At 48.0% G+C, this 23,143-nt stretch carries 20 protein-coding genes; 6 read left to right on the top strand and 14 right to left on the bottom strand.

Going from position 1 to position 23,143, the window contains the following annotated elements; translation table 11 throughout:
• Positions 1-167: 167 nt before the first annotated feature.
• Positions 168-1,001 carry an AraC family transcriptional regulator gene (locus PTQ21_RS16160; protein WP_063564685.1) on the bottom strand — a complete coding sequence of 278 codons (834 nt, stop codon included), beginning with the start codon at positions 999-1,001 and terminating at the stop codon, positions 168-170.
• A 133-nt stretch (positions 1,002-1,134) separates the two neighbouring features.
• On the opposite strand from PTQ21_RS16160, the gene PTQ21_RS16155 reads away from it, so the two are divergent.
• The 3 genes from PTQ21_RS16155 (at position 1,135) to PTQ21_RS16145 (ending at position 5,253) form a co-directional block, all read left to right on the top strand.
• Positions 1,135-3,162, top strand: a complete 2,028-nt coding sequence (locus PTQ21_RS16155) for a beta-galactosidase (RefSeq protein WP_274566354.1) — start codon at positions 1,135-1,137, stop codon at positions 3,160-3,162.
• A gap of 413 nt (positions 3,163-3,575) precedes the next feature.
• On the top strand, positions 3,576-4,547 hold the full coding sequence (locus PTQ21_RS16150) for a helix-turn-helix transcriptional regulator (RefSeq protein WP_072732366.1): 972 nt from the start codon (positions 3,576-3,578) through the stop codon (positions 4,545-4,547).
• 19 nt (positions 4,548-4,566) lie between these two features.
• The gene (locus tag PTQ21_RS16145) at positions 4,567-5,253 is read left to right on the top strand and encodes an AlkZ-related protein (RefSeq protein ID WP_274566352.1); all 687 of its coding nucleotides are present in this window, start codon (positions 4,567-4,569) and stop codon (positions 5,251-5,253) included.
• A gap of 109 nt (positions 5,254-5,362) precedes the next feature.
• Here the strand turns inward: PTQ21_RS16145 and PTQ21_RS16140 are convergent, their stop codons facing one another.
• Together PTQ21_RS16140 and PTQ21_RS16135 are read right to left on the bottom strand one after the other, a co-directional pair.
• Entirely contained in the window at positions 5,363-6,877 is a 1,515-nt protein-coding gene (locus tag PTQ21_RS16140) for a UxaA family hydrolase (RefSeq protein ID WP_072732364.1), read from the bottom strand.
• Positions 6,877-8,391, bottom strand: a complete 1,515-nt coding sequence (locus tag PTQ21_RS16135) for a tagaturonate reductase (protein WP_090805327.1) — start codon at positions 8,389-8,391, stop codon at positions 6,877-6,879. The genes PTQ21_RS16140 and PTQ21_RS16135 overlap by 1 nt, the downstream gene beginning before the upstream one ends.
• Before the next feature lie 203 nt (positions 8,392-8,594).
• Here PTQ21_RS16135 and PTQ21_RS16130 point away from each other — a divergent pair, with 203 nt between their 5' ends.
• The 3 genes from PTQ21_RS16130 (at position 8,595) to PTQ21_RS16120 (ending at position 12,293) form a co-directional block, all read left to right on the top strand.
• The gene (locus PTQ21_RS16130) at positions 8,595-9,476 is read left to right on the top strand and encodes an AraC family transcriptional regulator (RefSeq protein WP_090805324.1); all 882 of its coding nucleotides are present in this window, start codon (positions 8,595-8,597) and stop codon (positions 9,474-9,476) included.
• A 136-nt stretch (positions 9,477-9,612) separates the two neighbouring features.
• On the top strand, positions 9,613-11,598 hold the full coding sequence (locus PTQ21_RS16125; protein WP_090805321.1) for an elongation factor G: 1,986 nt from the start codon (positions 9,613-9,615) through the stop codon (positions 11,596-11,598).
• A 17-nt stretch (positions 11,599-11,615) separates the two neighbouring features.
• Positions 11,616-12,293 carry a tetratricopeptide repeat protein gene (locus PTQ21_RS16120; protein ID WP_274566350.1) on the top strand — a complete coding sequence of 226 codons (678 nt, stop codon included), beginning with the start codon at positions 11,616-11,618 and terminating at the stop codon, positions 12,291-12,293.
• A gap of 169 nt (positions 12,294-12,462) precedes the next feature.
• Here PTQ21_RS16120 and PTQ21_RS16115 read toward each other — a convergent pair whose 3' ends face one another.
• The 11 genes from PTQ21_RS16115 to PTQ21_RS16065 all read right to left on the bottom strand — a co-directional run bounded on the left by PTQ21_RS16115 (position 12,463) and on the right by PTQ21_RS16065 (position 23,132).
• Positions 12,463-13,518, bottom strand: a complete 1,056-nt coding sequence (locus PTQ21_RS16115) for a phosphotransferase (protein ID WP_090949070.1) — start codon at positions 13,516-13,518, stop codon at positions 12,463-12,465.
• Positions 13,519-13,639: 121 nt separating this feature from the next.
• Positions 13,640-14,266, bottom strand: a complete 627-nt coding sequence (locus tag PTQ21_RS16110; RefSeq protein WP_063564694.1) for a GDSL-type esterase/lipase family protein — start codon at positions 14,264-14,266, stop codon at positions 13,640-13,642.
• Between the two features lie 194 nt (positions 14,267-14,460).
• Positions 14,461-17,628, bottom strand: coding sequence for an MMPL family transporter (locus tag PTQ21_RS16105; protein WP_063564695.1), 3,168 nt, complete (start codon positions 17,626-17,628; stop codon positions 14,461-14,463).
• A complete protein-coding gene (locus PTQ21_RS16100) occupies positions 17,625-18,083 on the bottom strand; it encodes a MarR family winged helix-turn-helix transcriptional regulator (RefSeq protein WP_063564696.1) in 459 nt (152 codons plus the stop codon). Before PTQ21_RS16100 ends, PTQ21_RS16105 begins: the two co-directional genes overlap by 4 nt.
• A 212-nt stretch (positions 18,084-18,295) precedes the next feature.
• Positions 18,296-18,733 (bottom strand): GNAT family N-acetyltransferase, encoded by a 438-nt coding sequence (locus PTQ21_RS16095; protein ID WP_274566349.1) that lies wholly within the window; start codon positions 18,731-18,733, stop codon positions 18,296-18,298.
• Between the two features lie 63 nt (positions 18,734-18,796).
• Positions 18,797-19,783, bottom strand: a complete 987-nt coding sequence (locus PTQ21_RS16090; protein WP_274566348.1) for an N-acetylglucosamine kinase — start codon at positions 19,781-19,783, stop codon at positions 18,797-18,799.
• 121 nt (positions 19,784-19,904) lie between these two features.
• Positions 19,905-20,618: a class I SAM-dependent methyltransferase gene (locus tag PTQ21_RS16085; RefSeq protein WP_090805309.1), complete on the bottom strand. Its 714-nt coding sequence runs from the start codon at positions 20,616-20,618 to the stop codon at positions 19,905-19,907.
• A gap of 17 nt (positions 20,619-20,635) precedes the next feature.
• Positions 20,636-20,917 (bottom strand): hypothetical protein, encoded by a 282-nt coding sequence (locus PTQ21_RS16080; RefSeq protein WP_274566347.1) that lies wholly within the window; start codon positions 20,915-20,917, stop codon positions 20,636-20,638.
• Between the two features lie 46 nt (positions 20,918-20,963).
• Positions 20,964-21,926 (bottom strand): alpha/beta hydrolase, encoded by a 963-nt coding sequence (locus PTQ21_RS16075; protein ID WP_274566345.1) that lies wholly within the window; start codon positions 21,924-21,926, stop codon positions 20,964-20,966.
• A gap of 55 nt (positions 21,927-21,981) precedes the next feature.
• Positions 21,982-22,494, bottom strand: coding sequence for a response regulator (locus PTQ21_RS16070; protein WP_274566344.1), 513 nt, complete (start codon positions 22,492-22,494; stop codon positions 21,982-21,984).
• A 179-nt stretch (positions 22,495-22,673) separates the two neighbouring features.
• Positions 22,674-23,132, bottom strand: a complete 459-nt coding sequence (locus tag PTQ21_RS16065; protein ID WP_024630132.1) for a MarR family winged helix-turn-helix transcriptional regulator — start codon at positions 23,130-23,132, stop codon at positions 22,674-22,676.
• Positions 23,133-23,143: the final 11 nt, after the last annotated feature.

Genomic DNA, 23,143 nt, shown 5'->3' with positions numbered 1-23,143 from the left:
TGATCCGTATAGTCATTTTCCAATCTAAGGAATCGATATCATCATAACGGGAAGCACCCTTGCGCATCAATACCTTCCTGGCATCACTTTTTGTTCAATTTGTAACAGGTTACACGGAATCCTCATACTTGAACAGTGTTTTATAGCACATTTAAACCTCAGAATGATTAATATAACGTTCGATACTGCTCAGGAGTTACGCCCTCAATCCGCCGAAACGTAGCCACAAAATGACTCGCATCCCGAAAACCAACCTTCGCTGCCGTTTCCTTGACGGTTAGTTTGCTGTCCCCTGTCATCCATTCTTTCGATTTGCGAATACGAAGGAGAATGAAATAACTGTAGGCGGTCATGCCAAAGGATTGTTTGAAAAGGGTATTCAGATGCCTAGGCGTAATGCCTGGTATGGCGGCCATCTGTTCAAGACCGATTTCGGGATCGGCATAGTGTTCATTCATAAATGAAATTAACGGAGCCAGCCGTTCCACGGCATGGGAGATCGAAGAACGACTGCCCGTCATGCCATGTTTTTTGAGCAAAATCAGAAATCGGTACATGTCCGCTGACGCTTCCAAACCGGACAAATCCTGGTCACTGCTGATGGAACCCAGCACTTCCCTGCCATAATATTCAAGCGGGCTCTCTGAGTCCCACTGGTGAAGGGCTGCCTCCCCCAAACCAAGCGACTCTGTAATGGCCGGGCACTGGGAGCCTCCAAATGTAATGTAGAGCGTCTCCCATTCTCCTTGCGAGCGCACATACTCGTGAGGCTCATTCGGCGGCAGCAAAATGCCGGATGTCTCCCCTAGCTGTACAGTTGAACCTGCAAATCTGAACTCTCCAGCTCCCTTTACCGTCTGGAGCCAGTGATAACAAGGATATCCAGCAGGTCTGTACACATTCTCCTGATTGCCGTTATATCCTATACTCTCGATGTAGAGCGGAAGCGGCTGATCCCGTGGGGTCATAAAATAGCGCCGATGATCGGGTGTGATGAGCATAGGGATTCTCTCCTTTGAACAAAAAGCAAAATTTCAGTTCCGTATTCTTATATGTCTCATTACTTTTCTTATATTTTAAAAGTCATATCCATCATATAGTATAGATTTATTCTTATACAAGAGGTGAACACATTTGATTAGCAGCAAGTTACCCAAAATGTTCTACGGCGGCGACTATAACCCTGAACAATGGGATCATGAGACTCATCTTGAAGATCTGCGCATGTTCCAATTGGCAGGTATTGATATTGCGACCATCAACGTATTTTCATGGGCACTGATTCAGCCTGATGAAGTCACTTATAATTTTGAAGGACTCGACCAGTTAATTAACAGTCTCTATGAAAGCGGCGTTTACATTTGCCTAGCGACAAGCACTGCTGCTCATCCAGCATGGATGGCGAAGAAATACCCGGATGTACTGCGTGTGGATGCAGATGGACGTAAACGCAAATTCGGTGGACGGCATAACTCCTGTCCGAATAGCCCAACCTACCGCAAATACTCCGAGAAAATTGCAGACAAGCTGGCGGAACGTTATAAGGATCACCCTGGTGTGCTTGTATGGCATATCTCCAACGAATATGGCGGCGACTGTTATTGTGATAACTGCGAGAAAGCGTTCCGCGTGTATCTCAAAGAACGTTATCAGACCCTGGAGCAGCTCAACAAAGCATGGAACTCCAATTTCTGGGGGCATACATTCTACGATTGGGATGAGATTGTACTGCCAAGTAACCTGAGCGAGCACTGGGGAAACAACAATTCCACCTTCCAGGGCATCTCACTTGATTACTCCCGCTTCAACTCCGACAGTATGCTCGATTGTTACCGTCTGGAATATGATGCGATCAAAAAACATATCCCGGATTCGGTCGTTACGACCAATCTGATGGGATTCTTCAAACAGCTGGACTATTTCAAATGGGCCAAATATATGGATATCGTCTCCTGGGACAGCTATCCGGGTCTTGCGACTCCGGTAAGTTTCACAGCTATGGCTCATGATCTGATGCGTGGATTGAAGGACGGACAGCCGTTCATGCTCATGGAGCAGACACCAAGCCAGCAGAACTGGCAGCCTTATAACTCATTGAAACGCCCCGGCGTCATGCGTCTGTGGAGCTACCAGTCCGTTGCCCATGGTGCGGATACGATCATGTTCTTCCAGCTCCGCCGCTCTGTGGGCGCCTGCGAGAAATATCACGGTGCAGTCATTGAACATGTAGGACATGAGCATACCCGTGTATTCCGTGAAGTCGCGGAGCTGGGCAAGGAGTTACAGTTGCTGGGAGACAAAACGCTGGATGCTACTGTGGATGCCAAAGTCGCGATTGTGTTTGACTGGGATAACTGGTGGGCAATCGAGAAATCCAGCGGACCTACGGTTGCACTGAACTATGTAGATCAAATTCACAAATACTACGCTGCCTTCTTCCGCCGCAACATTCAGGTGGACATCGTTAGTGTGGATACCGATATCAGCAAATACGACATCGTGCTCGCTCCGGTGCTCTATATGGTTAAACCAGGCTTTGCGTCCAAACTGGAGAAGTTCGTTGAAGCAGGTGGTACATTCCTGACAACCTTCTTCAGTGGTATCGTCAATGAGAGTGATATCGTAACAACCGGGGGTTATCCGGGTGAACTTCGCAAACTGCTCGGTATCTGGGTTGAAGAAATTGATGCACTGCTGCCTGAGCAAAGAAACCGTATGGTCATGAAAGAGGCTTATGGCGATCTTCAAGGAGACTATGGTTGCGGCATGTTGTGTGACTTGCTGCACAGTGAAGGTGCAGAGATCATTGCCGAGTATGGAGACAACTTCTACAAAGGCATGCCTGTGGTAACCCGTAACACATTTGGTCAAGGTGAAGCCTGGTACGTAGCTTCCGACCCGGAAGATCGATTCCTGGACGGCTTGCTGGGACAACTGGCTGCAACCAAAAATATTGCTTCTCTTCTGGATACTCCGGAAGGTGTCGAAGTGACTGCTCGTACCAAGGATGGACAACAGTACCTGTTTGTCATGAATCACAATGCTACCGCTCAATCCTATGATTTGGGTAAAGCAGAGGCTCATGATTTGCTCACAGATCGGTCCCTTTCAGGTACGATCGAGATTGAAGGACGCGGTGTACAACTGCTTGAAATGAAATAATATTCGAAAATTGATGATACAACATGTTACATGGAGATCGCACTGATCGTTATTTGTGGCTTAAAAGCGTGTCAATTGTTAAAATTTAAAGTATTATATGATTGAACTTGTTTCAATCTGCTACTTCCCGTATCCGTTTAGACCGGATACGGTTTTTTGTCATTATTTGTGAGGCTATCGGTTAGAAGGAAATACCGAGAAGCGAAGCGAATTGGACGAGACACACAATTTAACGACGCCCCGCCGGGAAAAGGAAGCGGCCCTCCGAAAGTAGGCGCTGCACTGTATAGAATAAATAATATAATGCTGCGAAATATTGGTGACAATCATGATGTCACTTATACACTGCTACAATGGGAGGAACACTCCAGCATCCTTTCCGGCGGCGCAACCCTCGAAACGGAGTGGCTGACATGAATAGAACAAATCGGCTTGCCGCCATCGTTATGGCATTGCAGCACGGTCACGAAACGGCACATTCACTTGCAGAAAAGTTTGAAGTTTCCCGCCGTACCATCCTGCGGGATATCCAATCTCTCTCAGAGATGAATGTCCCGATCATTGCTATCTCCGGTCCCGGAGGCGGCTTCAGACTTATGGAGGGGTATGTACTGCCCCCACTGCAATTAGACCCGGTTGAAGCAGCTACTCTCATCTTTGCTCTCGAAGGCCTAAGCCATTATGCAGATACCCCTTTTCAAGAGAAACGCTGGACATTAATGGACAAAATCAAAAGCATTATTCCGGATGATGTCAAAGCAAGGATGGATCCCATGCTCAAACAACTGAAGCATGATGTTCCCGAACGAAACTACATCCTTCATCATCTGGAACCGCTTATGGCTTGTATCCCGGAACAAGGGTGGCTGCGTATGTTGTACCGCTCTGCTTCCCGTCAACGCTGGCTAACGATCTGCCCCATTCGAGTGTATGCTTCAGCCGGTTTCTGGTATTGTGAAGCGTATTCAGAGGAGCACGGTGAACAGCGCCTGTTCAGGGCAGACCGCATTCTGGACATTACACCGGTTGAGATGCTTGAATCACAACAGCTGGCAGAACAGGCAAAGCGACAGCGCAGCAAACCGAAATCTCCCGAACCTTCTCCGACACGTGTTACCGCACGTCTGAGTTACAGCGGAATGATCGAGGCAGAACAGGACAAGCATATTGGCGAACGGATGACCGAGATTGCTCCGGATGTATGGGAACTGTCCTTTCTCTGCCCTCCCGGTGAGTGGGCTTGGGCCGTACGATTCTTTTATCGACTTGGAAGTGAAGCAGAAGTACTTGAACCCGAGAACCTTCGCTGCGAGATTCGCAAACATGCCGAGGAAGTATACCAGATGTATCTTACCTCCAACAATAATCGTTGTAGCACACGCTAAAAAGGAGCTTGCCAAAATCATGATGAATGAGCATGAATCGATCGTAACTTACGAAGAAGCTGTGCAGCGAATAGAGGCTGTGGGACTGCTCCCACTCGCCCCTTTATTTCCTGAATACCCTTCACTGTCCTCCATAACGCCTCAAGAAAACTGGCACAAAGATAACGCGCTTGATCCCTGGTTGTGGCGTTCACGTCTGGCGGAGGAAGGGATCGCTGCTTATGGCAAATTTCTCAAAAAGAAAGCCATTCTTGTCTCACGCGAATATTTCCCATGGGTACACCGTCTGCTAGCGGACTCCAGAGTCATGGAGGAACAATATGACGCGGGTTTGCTCTCTCGAGAAGCATTCAAACTATATGAGATAATCGAGAAGCATGAGGGGATTGATGGACGGACGCTGCGTTCACAAGCAGGTTTTGGAGCCAAAGAGGACAAAAAAGCATTTGACCAGGGGCTGCTGGACCTTCAAGGCATTAGCGCCATTGTCATCTGCGGCACCAAAGAAAAAGAAGGCCTCGCTGAAGGTAAGGTCGCTTGGAACAGCTCTGCTTATGAGACCTCAGGCTGCTGGATGAAGCGTCAAGGTATTGAACCGTTTGAGGGCAGCGTTGCAGATGCGAGCGAACTCCTGGTACAGGAATTGGAGAAACACACTTCTGCTGCCGCACTGACCAAAATCAAAAAATCTTTTGCGATACATTGATTGAAATACTTATAAACGACAAATCCCGGAAGCCGAAGAGGGCCACCGGGATTTGCTGTATATACCTTTGCCATACATGCAACAGATATAAAGCAACGAACGAGTACAATTACAGGATAACTCCATCCTTGAATATCGCAATTTCCCGAAATCCATGCTGCTCGCTGAGCGTATGCGCCCGTCCTGAAGCAATATCGATTAGTTGACTGAACAGCTGCACTTTCACGTCTTCCATCGTCTTACCTTCCAGCAGTTGACCTGCGTTAAAATCGATCCAGTGCTTTTTCCGATTTGCGAGGTCAGATTGGGTTGCAATCTTGACAGTAGGTACCGGGCCTCCAAACGGCGTTCCGCGACCTGTCGTGAAAAGAACAATGTGCGCACCCGCAGCTGACAGTGCTGTAACAGACACGAGATCATTCCCCGGAGCCTCCACGATGTTCAGGCCGGTTTGAGTGACACGTTTGCCGTAACGAAGTACATCAACTACGGAAGAACGTCCTCCCTTTTGCGTACATCCCAAAGACTTTTCTTCCAGCGTGGTAATCCCGCCTGCTTTATTCCCTGGTGAAGGATTTTCATATATATTCTGACCGTGGTTCACAAAGTATTGCTTGAAGCCGTTCACCAAGTCTACCAAATTATCAAACACCTGCTCATTGGCCGCCCGATTCATCAGAATGGTCTCTGCACCAAACATCTCGGGAACTTCGGTCAAAATAGCCGTACCTCCGGCAGCAACCAGCATATCCGCAACGGAGCCAACGAGCGGGTTCGCCGTAATCCCGGACAGACCGTCCGAACCGCCGCACTTCAATCCAATTTTGAGCTTGCTCAAAGGTAGCGGCTGACGCTGTTCATGTTCGACGAGCTCCACGAGTTCTTCCATCAGACGCAGTCCTTCCTCAAGTTCGTCATCTGTTTCCTGCGCTTTGAGAAAACGGACTTTCCCCTGATATTCCGGTGCGATACATTCGCGGAACTGGTCTACCTGATTATTTTCGCAACCCAGACCAATGACCAGCACGCCGCCAGCATTCGGGTGTTCCACCAGGGAAGCCAATACCTGCTGCGTATATTTCAGGTCATCTCCAAGCTGCGAGCATCCGAATGGGTGTGGGAAATGATATACACCATCCACCCTGCTGCCGAACTGCGACAGGCCCATACGAGCCAATGCCTCACATACTTTATTAATGCAGCCGACCGTATTTACAATCCAGATTTCATTACGGATACCTGCTTCACCGTTAGGACGCAGATACCCATCAAATGAACGTAGATGTTCCGGAGGCATGTCCGTCTGGACAGATGGTCCCGGCTGATACTGGTATTCAAGTAAACCGTGAAGTCCTGTTTTCAGATTGTGACTGTGAATCCAGCTCCCTTGTTCGATCTGTTCCTTGGCTATCCCAATGGAAAAACCATATTTCATCACATCCTCGCCCGGTGCGAGGGTATGCACAGCAATTTTATGACCTTTGGGCACATCTTCCCTTAATGTAAAAGTAGTGCTGTCTGGCAGTATAATACTTTCCCCTTTTACATAATCCCGAAGAGCTATAATGACATCATCCTGCGGTTGAATCGCAATCCAGTCATTGACTGTACGTGTTGTGTTCATTAACTCTCACCTTCCAGCAAACCAATTTCGTGAACGAGTGCTTCGCGAAGCCCCTGTCGATCATCCAGATTCTCTCCCCAGATCGATACATCAGATAATACAGCAGCGACACTCTGGTCTAATTGCTGCGTATCCCTCTTCAGAGGATCATAACGATCCCAATGTATGGCGAGTGCAGCCAGTACATCCGCATCATCCCGAAGCAGGACAGACTCACCGTTCAATCGTTGTGCCATATAACCGTCCGGCGTGTTCACTGGACGATACAGACACAATAATCCCGCAAATCCTTTCACGAGCCGAGCCGGCCAGGTTCCCTGATTTTGCTCATAGGCCAAAAGTGTAGGCAGCACACGGACCTTGAACTTTCCTACTGTATTTAATGCAATATCCTGCAGCTTGTGATTAATATACGGATTGAGGAAACGTTCAAACACTTCCCCTGCGTACTGATCCAGATGATGATCCGGCATATCCAGTGCAGGCACGATCTCCTGATGTACCGCTTCTCTGACCCAAGAGCCAAACTCTGGGTCTTCCATCGTTTCTCTCACATGTTCCTTGCCTTGCAGAATGCCGAGCGAAGACATGAGGGTATGAGCACCATTCAAAATACGAACCTTGCGCAGCTGAAAAGGTTTCAAATCCTTCACCCAATGTACGTTGAGTCCCGCCTGTTTCAGGGGGAGTTTCTTATCCAGTGCTTCATCTGCCTGAATGGCCCAGAAATGATATGGCTCTGCCGTATTGACCAGTTGATCCTCGTATCCCCAGCGATTGGTCAGGGAATCGGCTTCTTCCGAAGTCGGTGCACCCGTGACAATCCGGTCAACCAGATTGTTCAGGAACAAGTTATGGTTCTCAATCCATGAACGGAAGCCTTCAGAATAACCGAAATCTTCACTATGCTGCAGCACACAACTGCGCAGTACATCCCCGTTGCCCTCAAGCAACTCACACGGCAGGTGAATCAACCCTCGGGATGGGTCCCCATCAAACCGCAGATAACGTTGATGCAAGAAGACCGTCAGCTTACCCGGAAATGATAGTATCGGTTCACCCTGCGTGTACTCTGAATGCGTATATTTCAATCCCGATTCGGTTGTATTGGAGATGACAAACTCCAGGGAGGGCAATTCCGCTAGTTTCAGAAAATCCTGCCATTCTTCGTATGGATTAATACACTGTGAAAAAATCGAGATCATTTCCGTCCGTTCCACTGCTTCTCCCTGAGACAGCCCCCGGGTAATCATCGTATACAATCCGTCCTGATCACGAATTTGTTCCAGCTTTGCCTTTCCCCCAGGCCGAGGCTGGGTCACCGCAACACTACCATGGAATTTGCCTTGTCTGGCACTCTCATGAAGCATCCAATCTGCAAACCCACGCAGAAAGTTGCCTTCCCCAATCTGTAGTACCTTTACGGGACGTTCCATCACTTCTTTGCACTTGCGCTGGCTATCACTTCCAAGCAGATTCAGCTTTAGCCTTGGTCTTTTCGTGCTCGCCGACATGAACACTCACCTCATCGTTTTATTTGTCAACATCAGATGTCCCGCTGCACGGTACCCAGCCGCTTAGCTTCCATTGAAAACGCTTTAAATTCATTGTATCATCAATAAAAGGAAATTTAATTGCTTATATTGCGGTAAATGTACTCTTTCATGATCAGAAATAACCACTTTTTTTTGTAAGCACTGTTTTGAAAGGAGATCGAATGGAACGTTCGCCCGTTCGTACAACCATTCAGGCGGAATCGGGGATTCCCTTTCGTCTGGTGTATGCAGATACCAAGTCCCCCCAGAACGAGTTGCCGGATCATCTTCATGACTGGCATGAAATTATTTATGTATATAGGGGTCAAGGCACCATTTTCATTGATAACGGTCTTGAAGACATGCAGGAGGGTGATTTGTTCATCATTCCTGGCAGCACGGTACATCGCGCATTGCCTGATGCCGGGAATCTGGTGACTTCGTCGGCCTTATTCTTCAGTCCAGGATTACTGGCTTCCACAGCGGGAGGCAATGCGTCAGCCATGCTCTCTCTATTTGAACGCTGCCGCAAACGCAGGGTGTACAAGAGACATCTGGATGCCAAGGAGCAAGCCCAGGTTGCTGCATTAATTGACGACATTCATGCAGAATTCCAGTTAGAACATCACCTGAGTGCCCACGCCGCTCTGCTGCGGTTGCAACTCTTACTTATTTATCTGGAGCGATTGGAGGCAGTTGGTCCTGCAAGTCCTGCCAGAAGTGTTCCTGGACCAAGCTGGCTCTCCTCTACGCTGACTCATATGGATGAAGAGCTGCGCAGTGGCCTTTCTTTGCCGGAACTGGCACGGCAGGCAGCCGTATCCCCGGCGCACTTCAGCCGTGCGTTCAAAAGGTATACTGGTATGACACTAACTGACTATGCGTTGGCCCGCCGGGTCATTATGGCGAAAGAGCACCTGCTTCGAAGTGATGAGACAATGACCGTTGTTGCCGATGCCTGCGGCTTTGAGAGCCTGCCCCATTTTTATCGACAATTCAAGAAACTGACGGGTACCACACCCGCTGCCTACCGTAAAACCATGAAGAATCAGCATCAAACGTGATTGTCACAACATCCTGAAATGTAGAGATTTGTCTGTGTGTAACATATTCTTCCATACTATTCGTGTGGTATGTTATAATACTGAATTACAATGTCGGAAACGATGCGTTTCTGCTGCCAGAGGAGCCTTACATCCCATGTTAAACGAATTGAATCGCAGAAATATCGGCATCTTCGCACACGTCGATGCAGGGAAAACAACAACGACAGAACATATGTTATTTCAAAGCGGTGTCGTACGTAGTCCAGGTCGCGTAGATGATGGAACAACAGCCACAGACTCTCTGGATATTGAAAAGGAACGAGGCATTTCCGTACAGGCGGCTATGACCTCTTTGATCTGGAAAGATACGATTATTGATCTGATTGATACGCCGGGTCATATCGATTTCAGCTCTGAGGTAGAGCGATCCCTGCGCGTTATGGACGGAGCCGTACTGATTGTGTCCGCCGTGGAAGGGGTCCAATCCCAAAGCGAGACCATCTGGCATGCTCTCCGCTCGCTTGGAATTCCTACCCTGATTTATATTAACAAAATGGATCGGGTTGGCGCTTCTGCTGAGACGGTTATCGATCAGATCCGCTCCAGTCTCTCTCCCTTCGTATGCGAAATCCAAACCTTTCGGATGAATGAAGAGGTGTTCGAGGGCATTGACTCTTTATGGAATGAGAGCCAAGCGCAAGTGCAGGGTTCTTCTTCTATCCCCGGCCTTTTTGAATTATTGGCCGAACTCGACGAAGATCTGATGGAAGCCTACATTAATGGTGAAACGCTGCCAGCTGACCAGCTAGATGAAGCATTTTGCAAAAAGGTGCATCAGGGCGAAGTGTTCCCCATTTGTTATGGTGCTTCGGGCAAAGGAATCGGCATAACGGAGCTGCTGGATGCCATCATCGAATTTCTTCCTGCACCTGCGCAGCCTCAAGAACCTTCAGTATCCGGGGTTGTATTCAAAATTGAACGGGATAAAACGATGGGCCGTACAGCCTATGTTCGCATGTATGGTGGCAGTGTGTATAATCGGGATACGATCTATAACTCCACTCGGGAGCTGGAAGAGAAAGTGACACAGATTCGCCGAATGGATGGTCGGAAATGGGCGGATACGGGTGCTGTTCATGCTGGACAGATCGCCGCACTGTACGGACTAAGCGAAACCCATGTTGGTGATATTATTGGCAGCCCCGAAGGTGTGCCTCCTGTACCCCAGCTGGCTGTTCCCTTGTTGACCGTGCAGGTACATGGTAAAGACACGGCTCGTTATCCTGACCTTGTAGCGGCACTGCAAGAGCTGACGGATGAAGATCCCCTGCTCGATTTGCAATGGTTGCCTGAAGAACGGGAACTGCATCTTAAAGTCATGGGAACCATCCAGCTTGAAATTCTGTCCAGCCTGCTGATGAGTCGTTTCGGACTGGATGTCGTATTTGACCCGCCGTCCGTCATCTATAAGGAGACTCCTCGTTCTTCAGGGGAAGGATTCATTGCGTATACGATGCCCAAGCCTTGCTGGGCCATTCTTCGATTCAGCATTGAGCCTTTGCCACGTGGTAGCGGTCTGATCTACTCATCCACCGTCCGGACGGATCATCTTCTGCTTCGTTATCAGAATGAAGTGGAGCGCCGCATTCCCGAAGCGCTATCTCAGGGGTTATTGGGGTGGGAGGTTACCGACCTGCGCATTACGCTAATCGAAGGTGAGCATCATGTCTGGCATACCCATCCACTGGATTTTGTGGTAGCCACGCCGATGGGGATTATGGACGGGTTGGCAAGCATAGGCACGACCCTGCTGGAACCCATTCTTAATTTCCGGTTAACGGTCCCCGAGGAGTACGGCGGTAAAGCGCTCAGTGATCTGGTACATATGCGAGCAACCTTTGAAGCGCCGATCATCGGAGGCGGTCGATGCATCGTTGAAGGACGTATGCCTCTGGCAAGCTCCATGGATTATCCGGTGAAGCTCCGCTCAGAGACGAGCGGACGCGGGGTGCTCACGACTTCTTTTGCCGGGTACCAGGATTGTCCTTCGGATCAGACCCATACGCGGAAACGCAGAGGAGTTAACCCGCTGGACCAATCCAAATATATTTTAAGTGTTCGAAATGCGATTACATCATAATTGGAGTTGACTTTGTCGTGCTGATTAAATTTCTAATCTTTGGCCTGCTGTGGCGGATTGTAGGCAATCCGTTCTTGGCGGTTATTATTTTCCTCATCATTCTGTATTTCCTGGATCGTCGCTATGTTGGGGTGATGCCAAGCTTCATGAAGCCACTTAAACGTATGCGTAACATCTCACGGCTCCGGCAGCAGCTTGCCATGAGTCCGAATGAAGTCTCTTCCAAGCTGGATTTGGCGCGTCTGTTGATTGAACGCAAACGTTATAGCGAAGCTCATGCCTTGCTGCTGGAACTGGAACATCCTTACGAGCAATCAGCCGAATATTGGGAGGCGCTGGGCACAACTGAACTTCATCTGGGCCAAACGGAAGAAGGCGAACGTCATATTTTGCAGGCACTGGATATTAATCCAAGAGTGAAATATGGACGTCCTTATCTAACACTTGCAGGTGCTTTCAAGGATACTCACCGGGACAAAGCGCTGGCATACGTTCAGCAATTCCAGGAGATTCATTCTTCATCCAGTGAAGCATATTATCTGCTCGGCTCGGTGTACCGCTCCCTTGGACGTACTGCTGATGCAAAACAAGCCTACGAGCAATCACTGAACGTGTATCGCTCCCTGCCAAAATATAAGAAGCGCCAGGAACGTCGCTGGGCTGTTCGCAGCTGGTTCCGCAAGCGTGGACTGTAAAGCTGTTTGATTACGTCAGATTGAGCAATGGATTCGACGTCGTGAATTTGAAATGTACGCATCCATTCCATTCATTCGTGATAAAAAATTTCACCAAATAAAAAGTGCACTGATAATTGCCTCAAGGCAGAAATCAGTGCACTTTTGTCATACATCCCATGTTGCAGAGCTAGGTCAGCAGCTCACGCAGTCGTTCCTCATTACCTTTCATCCAGTCTATCCGTTCTCTCAGCTTCCTGATTTGCTGCACAGCCACATCAGGCTCATCTGTACCTTCGAACAATCGACTGATAAAATGCATCACGACATCCAGACTTCGAAGCAAAATAAGCGCTGGAATCACGCTCAGCTCCTCTGGTTCCAGGCTGACCTGTTGCCTGAATCCCTGAATCAATCCCTCCAAAGCCTCCCACATCCATGCCTGCTCCTTGTCCATCGTCAGAAGGTCAGACATGGGCACAGCAAGCTCCATTACCCGCAGATCCCATGTGACGAATTCAAAATCCAAAATGGCACATATGATATCCTGAGAGTCTGCCAATACATTGGATGCATTCAAATCCCCATGTACCAGTTGATGTGGTAAAAGCTCCATGCCTCGCAGCGTATTGAATAAGTCTGGCAATACAACCTTCAGCTTCTGCAAGTCATCTGCACATGCCATCAGCGTATCTGGGGGTGAGGTGCATAGTTGTAATAGTTTCTCCGGTGAACAGAGCGGGTAAGCCTCCTGAATCTGATAATAGGGCGGATAAACGGGAGCCAGGGTTATGGGAAGGCGCGCCATAACGGAAGACAGCATGCCACCCGCCCTGCCCAGCCCACTGAGCTGATCGGGTGTATTCCACACGGGATTATGACCCTCACGATAATGGAACAACGTCACGATTTTGCTCCGGCCCGAGGAATGATCCTGCACAGCAAGAAATGTTGCATGCTTCTCATCAGGAAGGCTAACGGGCGCAGGCACATCAAGCTCAAACTCTGAACGTGACAAGGCAGACAGCACCTCGTGTTCAAAAGCAATTTTCATTTGATCATTATGCGTTTCATACTGCCTCAGCACGTAACATTCTTGGCCCATCTCTACCATGAAGGTAGAGTTGTTCATGCCTCCCTTTCCACGCTGAGCTTTCCAGTTGGACGTGAAGCCATATGAGGATAAAACGGTGGATATGAGCTGCTGTTCTGAATCGTTTAGGGAACCTGAATCGATGATGTGCACCAAAAATAACTCCTTTATCTCACGTAATACAACCTCTATATGTCCTCATCTTAACGGAAGTATTTCTTTCGGTCTAGTCAGCTTCGAGGTAATAGTCATTCTAAGCTTCACTGCCAGCTGATTAGGCAAATGGATAGTATCCTGTACGATTCAACTGTTCTGCAATCACGCGATATCCTTTTGCATTTGGATGAACCCTGTCCCAAAATAACAGTTCACGTTCACGCCCTTCAAACCGGTCATAGACCTGAGCACAGGCATAGTTCCCCGATCCTGCACTATTCAGAAAGGAATTATATTGCCGCACCCAATATGCAGCTTCCGCCGCTTGCGGATATGGGTTGTACAACCCAATCGTACGGACCATATATACACTGTTTCCTTTCAACTGCCGGATATGCCTCATAATCTGGGACACGTTACTGCGAGTATCCCCAAGCACCTGTGTCATCTTACTTGCATTCGGGATCCCGCCACTCGCTTTGAATGTACGAATCAGATCGTTCCCACCAATCGACAACGTAATAATATCCGCCTCACGCAGCGATTGCCGCACTCTTGGATTGTTGGATATCATCTGCAGCATTTCCCCTGACGTAAGTCCATTCACGCCCAAATTATCCATGGATACAAACGTACGCACATTCGTTTCTGCCATTCTCCGATATAAAGGAACAAAGCCGGTGCCCAGCAGCGCTCCTGTACCTACCGTTAATGAATCTCCTATAGCCACATATCGATATACCATCCCGCCGCCCCTCTCTGCTGTGTTATAAACTACTCCATATACAATTCCTATATATCGTATGAGAGGAACGGAGACAAGGCGCGGGATGGTGTCCGTAGGCATACACATTTATTTGTCCGTTTCATAAAGGATTGTTCAAAACCATACAGAAAGCCCCGCCGGGAATCCAGTGGGGCTGTTCATATATCATTTAATTACATGCCTATGTTACGATCCGAATCAACGGAATCTGCCTGTTCCTTATTCGGGAATGGCCACCAGTTGGCACGGCCAAACATTTTCACCATTACAGGAACGAAGAATGGCAGGAACAACAGAGAATACAAGATCAGTCCGCTGAGTACAACCGTCGCAATCTGCATCATCGAAAGAACTCCCGATGGATACATTGCGGCAAAGGTACCACTCAGAATGACGGCTGCAGACAGGATAACCGTACCCATGTTTTTCATGGCATACAACATGGCGTCCTGTACTCTCATACCTTTGTTCTCATTGAAACGGTCCATCAGGAAGATACTGTAATCCACTCCCAGTGCAATCAGCATGACAAAGCCGAAGAACGGCGTAACCCAACTGATGCCCGCGAACCCAAGTATATTCACAAAGATCGCTTCCGTCAGGGCCATGGATGTGAAATAAGCCAGCAACAACGAGACAATCAGATACAGCGGCATAATAACCGAACGGAGCAGCAGGACCAGAATGATAAACGTTCCTGCAAGCATCAGCATAACTGTGCGTGTGTAGTCATTGTTGGAGACTTCCTGCAGATCTGCAAATGTACTGGTTACCCCGCCAATGGCAATATCTGCTTTTTCAAGCGCACTTCCCTGTACAGCACGATGTACAGCAGCTTCGATATCCGGAACACGATCAATCGCTTCAGTTCCATATGGATTCTCGGCAAAAATAACGTCAATCGTCATCGTTTTCCGATCTTTGGACAGATACGTATCGAATACCTGTGTGAAGTCCTTACTATTCAGTGCTTCTTCAGGAACATACCAGCCTGCCAGATCCGAATCAGGAGAGTTTTGCAATTGTGTCAGGTAGTCCTGTGCTGAATCGAGTCCACCTGAAACCTGTTCGATTCCATCTACACTCTGATTAAGACCATCTGTCAATTGAGTCAGTTGACCACTCAGATCCGAGAAGCCTTGCTGAATTTTCTCCTGACCACCCTGAAGCTGACCAAGTCCGTTCTGGATGGAAGGAATTTCACTAATCACTTTACCTTGACCGTCAGCGGCCTGTTTGAGACCGGATTGTAACTGACTGATTCCCGTCACAATCTGACCCAGACCATCGGCAAGTGCCTTCTGTCCGGAAGCTGCGGAGGCATAGCCTTTGTTAGCCTGATTGATTCCAGCCGCGGCTTCGCCTAGCTTGGTTTGAATTTGACCCAAACCTTGAGCGAGCTGTGCTGTGCCGGTACCTGTTTCACCAAGGGTGCCTTTGACCCGCTGATAATCGGCGTCTTGCAGCAAATCAGGATAGCGCTCTTCAAGCGCTGTGAACGATTCATTCAAGCTGGTCAACGCTGTAGATACACCTTTGAGTTGTTGTTGCAGTTCACCTACACCATCACCCAGCGCTGCGACACCTGCTCCTGCCTGACGATAGGCTTGAAGCAGCTGATTGTTGGCCTGTGCAAGTTGATCTGCACTCGTTTTGGCTTTCTGCAGACCTGCTTTTAGATCACCGGCGCCCGAGGAGCCGTCACGAATTCCTTTTTCAATCTGCTGAAGTCCTTCCGACAACTGTGTAATACCAGACTGCAGTTGGGAAGTACCTTTGGTCAGTTCTCCAGCCCCATCCGCAGCTTCTTTAAGTTGTGGTTCATTTTTGCTTAACTGACTGCTGGCTTCGCTCAGACCATCACGGATTTTATCCAGACCCGATTTGCCTTCGCCCAAACCATCAGATAATGTCCCTACTTGTTGTGTCACTTCAAAATCTTTGATCTCATCACCGGTTGGACGTGTCATGCTGCGGACACCAGAGATCCCTGGCACCTTCTCCACTTCCCGGCTAATCTTTTCGGCGAGCGCCATATACTTGGCGTTATCCATAGCTTCATCATTTTGAATAACGACCTGACCCGGCAAGGATTCACCCGGACCGAAGCTGTCGGAAATGATATTGAATGCTTTGACCGAATCATATTTCTCACCAATCTCATCAAGACTGTTAAACGACAGTTTGCCGTCGTAAGTTGCCAGCAATGGCACACATACCGCTGCAACGATGAGCAGAGCTGCCCATGGGCGTTTTAAGGAGAAACGACCGGCTGCACCGTAAATCTTGCTCTCGGCATGCTCCAGTGAACCCTTGGAAGGCCAGAACAGCCTTTTGCCCAGCACTGCCATAAAAAATGGAACAATCGTGACTAATGCCAGCATCATCACGGCAATACCGACAGCAACCGCTACCGCGGAACGATACAACATAAACTGTGCAAAACCAATGGCAATAAATCCAACCAGCACGGCGAGTGCGGAGAAGAATACCGTTTTGCCTGCTGTGCGGTACGTAGCAATAATGGCATCCCACGTATTTTCATGATGAGCCAATTCTTCCTTGAACCGGCTAATCAACAGGATGCAATAGTCCGTACCGATCCCGAACATGACTGCCACCATAAAGATCTGCGTAAATGTCGAAATAGGGAAGTCTAGACCGTCCACAAGGAACGCGACAATCTGCTGTGAAACAATGTAGCTGATCCCTACCGTAAGCAGTGGAACAAATGGAGCGACAAAAGAGCGGAATACAAGGAATAGGATGAGCAAAATAAATACTACGGTAATGTACTCCGATTTTTTGAGTCCTTCTTGGGAGCTTTCCACCGTATCCTCATCAATTAAACCTTTACCGGTTATGTAATGCTCCACATTGACCGATGACAAAGCTTCATTGAGATCTTCGCGCATTTCCTTGACTGTACGATCTCCCTGATCAATAGAAAGCGACGTTAAGATCGTCTTGCCATCGGCAGAGATCATTTTGTCTGATAATTCTGGTTGAGAGAACGGTTCCAGTATGGACAGAATGCCCAGTTTCTCTTTTTCGGCCTCCAGTTTCTTAACGGCCTGTTCTGCCTCTTCTTTACCCTCGGCACCCAAACCATCCGGATTATAAAATACAAGAGCCAACTGGCTGCCCTGCTGCTCACCCTTTTGTGCAGCGGCTTCTTCCAGAATCGCCGCTGCCTGGGTGGAAGAGTGTCCTTCAGGAACCGAAAACTGTCCCTTTTCCCGAATCAATTCACTCATGTTAGGGGCGGTGAACATTAATACGGCGGCCACAACGACCCATAGCCCCATCAACCACCATCGCGCTTTCAAAATCGTTCTCATTCGTTCTCCTGTCCTCCTTCATGCGTTAACAAAGCTGCGAGCTTCTCAAAAGATTCAATGAAATTCTGAACCTCTTCCGGTTTGAAATGGACCAAATACGGCTCCAGAAGCTGCTGTATTTCCTGTTCCGTTTCCCTGTATACTTCACGTCCATTGTCCGTCAGGGTCAAATAAACAACTCTGCGGTCACGCTCATCCCCGGCCCGATGGACCAGATCCCGATCCACCAGCTTGTTGACCAGAGCAGTGATACTGCTCTTGCCTACACACAAAAGCTCTGCCAGATCAGAAGGCGTACATAACGGTTTCTCCTCAATCATACGAAGTGCACAGAACTGATCTGTGGTAATGGTTTGGCCCAGGCGTTCACGTATCTGGGTATCAAACCGTTTGGTTACCAGGAAAGAAGCATCCAAATAACGGTTAACCAAACTTCTAGCATCCGGTGTGTTCATTCTTCATTCTCCTTCCCTAAAAATATAGTTCACTCATAGAACTATTCTTCAATGAAACTATTCTATAATGAAACTATATTGCAAAGCAATACGTTTTTCCTATTTTTTCAAACAAACGACAAAAAAACAGGACGTCCGACTCAGCTGCTTCGCCAAATCCAACATCCTGTTATGATTATGCTCTCTTTACGTTACACAGTAGTAGACAGTTACTAGTCTTCGTCTTGCTCCTCGTCCTTCTCTAATACACAGCGGAATCGCTCCACACCCGGATACAGCTCACCCAGGCTGTACACTACGAATCCCGTATTTCGATAAAACTCTACCGCTTCCACATCGGTCTCAGCGATCAGTCTGTCGGGGTTATATTTGGCCAGCACCTGTGAAATCATGCCACGACCATAATTTTTAAAACGGTTCTCAGGCAGGACAGCGATGTGATGAATAGTGATCTCACTCGTTCCTGTACTTTCATATCCAATCAGACCGATCAGCTGGCCTTCGTCTTCATAACCGTCCAAATGCAGCTCGTCCTTATTAACATACTGTTGTAACGCACGATTCAGGTGATCCGGGTCGGGAAAGACCGAGTAGGACAACAGCTCCTGCACTTCCGGCTCATGTATGCGTGATTTCAATTGAATTAACACCCTGATTCCTCCTATAACTTGCTTGATTCCGTTATCGTATTGTAGTCGTTAGCCTTTAAAAGTTCAAGTCGTATGCCGTTTCAGCTCCGATTGGAGATCAGACGTGATACCTTCAGGCACCTGAATTCCTGCCAAATGATATGCATCCAGCAGCGCACCTCCGACTGCTGGCACATGGCTGGTAATGTAATGAATCTGTTGTCCACCCGGTTTATAGGCTGCATTCAGCCCCTTTCGAACGGCCTCCACCATATAAGGTGTACTCAGACAACTTCCTGTAAGCGTCATGCGCACCTGCTGATCTTTAAAACACGATGCAAGCATGAGAATACCCACAACGGCCGTATCCGCTGCTGAATCGCATACTCTGACCGCAAGGGGAATATTTTCGGCTGCTGCTTCGGTAACCAAAGGAGCCATTTGACCAAATATCCGATAAATGGCCTGTCTATTTTCAGCAAAACCTGATACGCCTAGTGCAGCAAGCTCCTGAATCGAAGTTACATTCCAATAGGCTAATATCTGTTCGATCCAGGGTTGGTCCTGCGGACCATAACGTCCCGCAAGGATGGAATGCACCGCGTCATAAGCCAAAAAACGAGCTGCTGTTGGCGCATAGTGGCCGAACTGGTCATTGCGAAGCCAGTTCCCTTGTTCCGTTTTACCGAGAATCAGAGAGCCTGTGCCCCCAATAGCTACGATGCCTGGCTCACCGCCAAAGGCTGCCGTATGTGCAATATGCGTGTCATTTACTGCGCTGATTCTGCCTAATATCCCGGTTTGAGCGAGTAAAGCTTCAGCCCAGACTGTATCTTCTGGCTGATCCAGGCCTGCCATCCCCGCCTGAATGGAAGCAATCTGATCCACTTCTAGCCCAGCTCTGCGAATAGCTTCAGCGATGCCCTCCAATACGTTCTGCTCTGCATTGGCATCATGATAGCGGTTGCAACCGCCTTTTTGCACATAAGACAAAACCTTTCCGTTCTCATCGGCCAATGCCACACGTGTATGACTTCCCCCGCCATCCATGCCAATCACATATGTACTCATTCTGATCCCCCATGTTCTGGTGTGATGATGTCCCCTATCCCATGATGCTTCTCGTGATGTTCTATTAAGCTGCGGAGTAATACGAACTACCGGGACCTTACTACGCGATCCCGGCAGGCTACTATTGCTTCTGTGCAGCGAAACGAAGCAGTTCACAACGGAACTGTGTCGGTTCATCATATTTTTCCTCTTCGATCGTCTGTGTTACATGTTCCTGAAGCAGAATGTTCCAATTAGCATAAGCCTTCTCCAGTAATGCTATAGCCTCAGCTGTGGGCAGATTCAATTCAATCAACGGCTCAATCTCCCGGCCTGTGTTGATTTCCTTTTCCTCTACACTCGTACTCATCGTGATACAATGAATGCCGCCTGTACGAGTTCCCACTTGCAAACGTTCAATAGCCTCCACTAAGGCTTGTTTATTTGAAACATGTTCCAGGCAAGAGCAAGCAGCAATATAATCAAAATGATCCGGCTTGACAGCGTAATGCTCAACATCCGCCTTCTCTACTTGCACCATATGATCAACCTGATATTCTTTCGCATATTTACGAAGTCCATCTGCAGCCTCATCCAGCAAATCCACCCCGATAACTTCACTATTTGTTTGCCCAAGACGCTGCGCAATGGGTATCGTATGTCTGCCTACACCACATCCCAAATCGAGAACACGCAGCTCTGTCTTATGGGTAAGCAAACGCTCAAGCATATCCATAACCATCGGCATGGGTCTCGCCATCCAGGTACCGGACGCGAATAATTCATTATTCTGATAGAAGTTAGAATGGTAACCTGCCTCTGCTTTCCGTGCAGCCTCAAATTGTTCATTTGCCATACAAGCACCTCCATAGCTTAGATGTTAATCGTCAATGTCCCCGAACCTGCAAACAGAATAACGGTGAGAATAACCATCACTACAAATGCCCCGGTGACGAGCAATTTACCTGTATCCTGCTTATACGTATTGTCATTAAATAACATCAGGCCGCCAATGGTCATGGCTACGGGAGGAAGAAACAGTGTCATCAGAACAAGCAACACAATTGAATATCGATCCAATATAAATTCATCATTTTCAATCATGTACGGTTGTTCAGGCTGACAATACGAACAAACTCTAGGTGTATAGGGCATCTCGCACCTCCCCTTAAGTACATCTTCTACTTAATACCCAGGATGCTTAATTGGAATCAGAAGAATGCTGCTGGTTCTTGGTCAAAAAGGATTCAAGTACCTGCTCGTATCGGGTACGATCCACTTGAAATGCTGTTCCATGACCCGCACGGGGAATAGTCAACAGTTCCTTTTCTGTCGGACATGCTTCAAATAGTCTATAGACCATTTCCGTCGGTACAAACGTATCTGCCTCACCATGAATAAAAAGAACCGGAACTTGAACTTTGGCGAGTTGATTTAGTGCCGATGCCTCCCCAAAGAAGTAGCCCGCCTTCCATTTGGAAATGAAACTTGTAACGGGAATAAACGGAAATGCGGGCAGCTTGTATAGCTGCTTGAGCTGGAAGGTCAGCTCCTCCTTCACGGAGGTATAAGCACAATCCGATACGATGGCCTTTACCTGATCAGGGAGAGCTTCACCACCTGTCATCAATACTGTAGCGCCTCCCATCGAAATTCCATGCAAAATGATCTCCGTCTCCGTACCAACCTTGCTCAGAACCCAATGGACCCATTGAACATAATCTTTACGATCCAGCCAGCCGAATCCGATGATATTGCCCTCACTTTGGCCATGACCCCGATCATCCGGCATCAACACATTGTAGCCCCGTTTTTCAGCATAAAAGCGGGCAAAACCCGCCATTTCTCTGCCTTTTCCCGAATAGCCATGGGCCAGGATAACCGTTGGTCGCTGCGATCCGTAGTGGGAAGGAAGCCATGTTCCATGCAGCTTTAATCCATCATGTGATTCAATATATATATCTTCGGTTGGCTGCGTATCAAGCCACGTCAAGTCAGAAGCACTGCTGATTATTTCGTTATCCGGTTCGGGCATCAGATTCGGATTATCAACCAAAAATGATTTTGGAGCACGCCGAATGGCGGTTTTGAAGAAGTAAAGTCCACCTAACCATAGTAAGGCAAGAACGATTAGGACCAGAACGGCAAGGCTGTATAATAACATGAACATTTTCCTCTCTTTCAGTCGATCTTCCACGTGAAACATGTATGTATATTATTTATCGTTTCGTAATTTCTTCAGACATGGATGATGGTTGCCACTTCTGGATCACGTTGTTTAGAGCTTCAAGGGTGAAGGGTTTACCAATAAAATCATCCATCCCGGCTTCAAAACATTTCTCTTTCTCTCCATCCATCACATTTCCTGTCATCGCAATAATCGGAGTGGGATGCCACATCTTATCCTGTTCTAAAGCTCTGATATGGCGTGTCGCCTCCAGTCCATCCATTACAGGCATCATGTTATCCATCAGGATCATACTATATTTATTGCTGAGAAAAGCTTCACTAGCCTCTTCCCCATTGGAGACGGTATGCACTTCGGTCATGCCCAGCTTTTTGAGCTGCATCTGCACAACCTGCCGATTGATGACGTTATCGTCTGCTAGCAAGATTGATATCGGAAGGGATGTACGAATCTGCTTCTGGTTCTCCTTACCGCGAATCATCTGATTGGATAACGATTCAATCGTTCTGTGCGATGATTTCATCTTTCCATGTTCATTAGACATCACATGATCACTCTCCTAATCGCGAATTATGCCATACTGCTTATACGAAGGCTTCACTCATCCAATCGTTTGCAAAAGCTTCGGCAGCTTCGATCTTCCCCGTTCAAATACAATCCATCTATTCATTATACATGAACGACGAATGGCATACATTCATATAAAAAAACTGACCTGCGTTATTAACGCAAGTCAGTTTTCCCCTCTGCGGCGAGTCCAAGCTTTTTTAACAAACGAATCGCATCTGCCTTTTCCGAAGGTTCCAACCCATCCACCGCATCAATGATCACCTGGTGGTGCTGAGGAAAGATTTGTGTAAACAGATGTCTTCCTTCCTCCGTCAATTCAGCGTATATGACACGTCGATCTTCCTTGGACGCTCGACGAATCAGCAGATTTTTGTTCTGAAGCTTGTCCACCACATACGTGATATTGCCACTGGACATTAACACTTTCTCACCGATCTTTTGCAACGCCTGCGGCCCTTTATGGTATAACAAATCAAGCACGCCAAATTCTGTTGTATTCAGTCCATGACTCTGGATATCCCGGTTGGACCTGGATGTAACGGAATTGTATGCGCGAGCGAGAACCACAAATAATTGTAAAGACAGTTCCCGATTGTCCTCGTTGTTCGGCATTTCTTAATCCT

The sequence above is a fragment of the Paenibacillus marchantiae genome, from assembly GCF_028771845.1.
GTDB lineage: Bacteria > Bacillota > Bacilli > Paenibacillales > Paenibacillaceae > Paenibacillus > Paenibacillus marchantiae.
This window is presented reverse-complemented; position numbering and strand designations above follow the sequence as displayed.

Coding starts and splice junctions, on each gene's coding strand:
- PTQ21_RS16135 (WP_090805327.1), bottom strand. CDS start 8,391: ATGTCGGCGAGCACGAAAAGACCAAGGCTAAAGCTGAATCTGCTTGGA.
- PTQ21_RS16070 (WP_274566344.1), bottom strand. CDS start 22,494: ATGTCTAATGAACATGGAAAGATGAAATCATCGCACAGAACGATTGAA.
- PTQ21_RS16080 (WP_274566347.1), bottom strand. CDS start 20,917: ATGCCCTATACACCTAGAGTTTGTTCGTATTGTCAGCCTGAACAACCG.
- PTQ21_RS16100 (WP_063564696.1), bottom strand. CDS start 18,083: ATGAACACACCGGATGCTAGAAGTTTGGTTAACCGTTATTTGGATGCT.
- PTQ21_RS16130 (WP_090805324.1), top strand. CDS start 8,595: ATGGAACGTTCGCCCGTTCGTACAACCATTCAGGCGGAATCGGGGATT.
- PTQ21_RS16110 (WP_063564694.1), bottom strand. CDS start 14,266: ATGGTATATCGATATGTGGCTATAGGAGATTCATTAACGGTAGGTACA.
- PTQ21_RS16075 (WP_274566345.1), bottom strand. CDS start 21,926: ATGTTATTATACAGCCTTGCCGTTCTGGTCCTAATCGTTCTTGCCTTA.
- PTQ21_RS16150 (WP_072732366.1), top strand. CDS start 3,576: ATGAATAGAACAAATCGGCTTGCCGCCATCGTTATGGCATTGCAGCAC.
- PTQ21_RS16065 (WP_024630132.1), bottom strand. CDS start 23,132: ATGCCGAACAACGAGGACAATCGGGAACTGTCTTTACAATTATTTGTG.
- PTQ21_RS16105 (WP_063564695.1), bottom strand. CDS start 17,628: ATGAGAACGATTTTGAAAGCGCGATGGTGGTTGATGGGGCTATGGGTC.
- PTQ21_RS16140 (WP_072732364.1), bottom strand. CDS start 6,877: ATGAACACAACACGTACAGTCAATGACTGGATTGCGATTCAACCGCAG.
- PTQ21_RS16145 (WP_274566352.1), top strand. CDS start 4,567: ATGATGAATGAGCATGAATCGATCGTAACTTACGAAGAAGCTGTGCAG.
- PTQ21_RS16125 (WP_090805321.1), top strand. CDS start 9,613: ATGTTAAACGAATTGAATCGCAGAAATATCGGCATCTTCGCACACGTC.
- PTQ21_RS16090 (WP_274566348.1), bottom strand. CDS start 19,783: ATGAGTACATATGTGATTGGCATGGATGGCGGGGGAAGTCATACACGT.
- PTQ21_RS16085 (WP_090805309.1), bottom strand. CDS start 20,618: ATGGCAAATGAACAATTTGAGGCTGCACGGAAAGCAGAGGCAGGTTAC.
- PTQ21_RS16160 (WP_063564685.1), bottom strand. CDS start 1,001: ATGCTCATCACACCCGATCATCGGCGCTATTTTATGACCCCACGGGAT.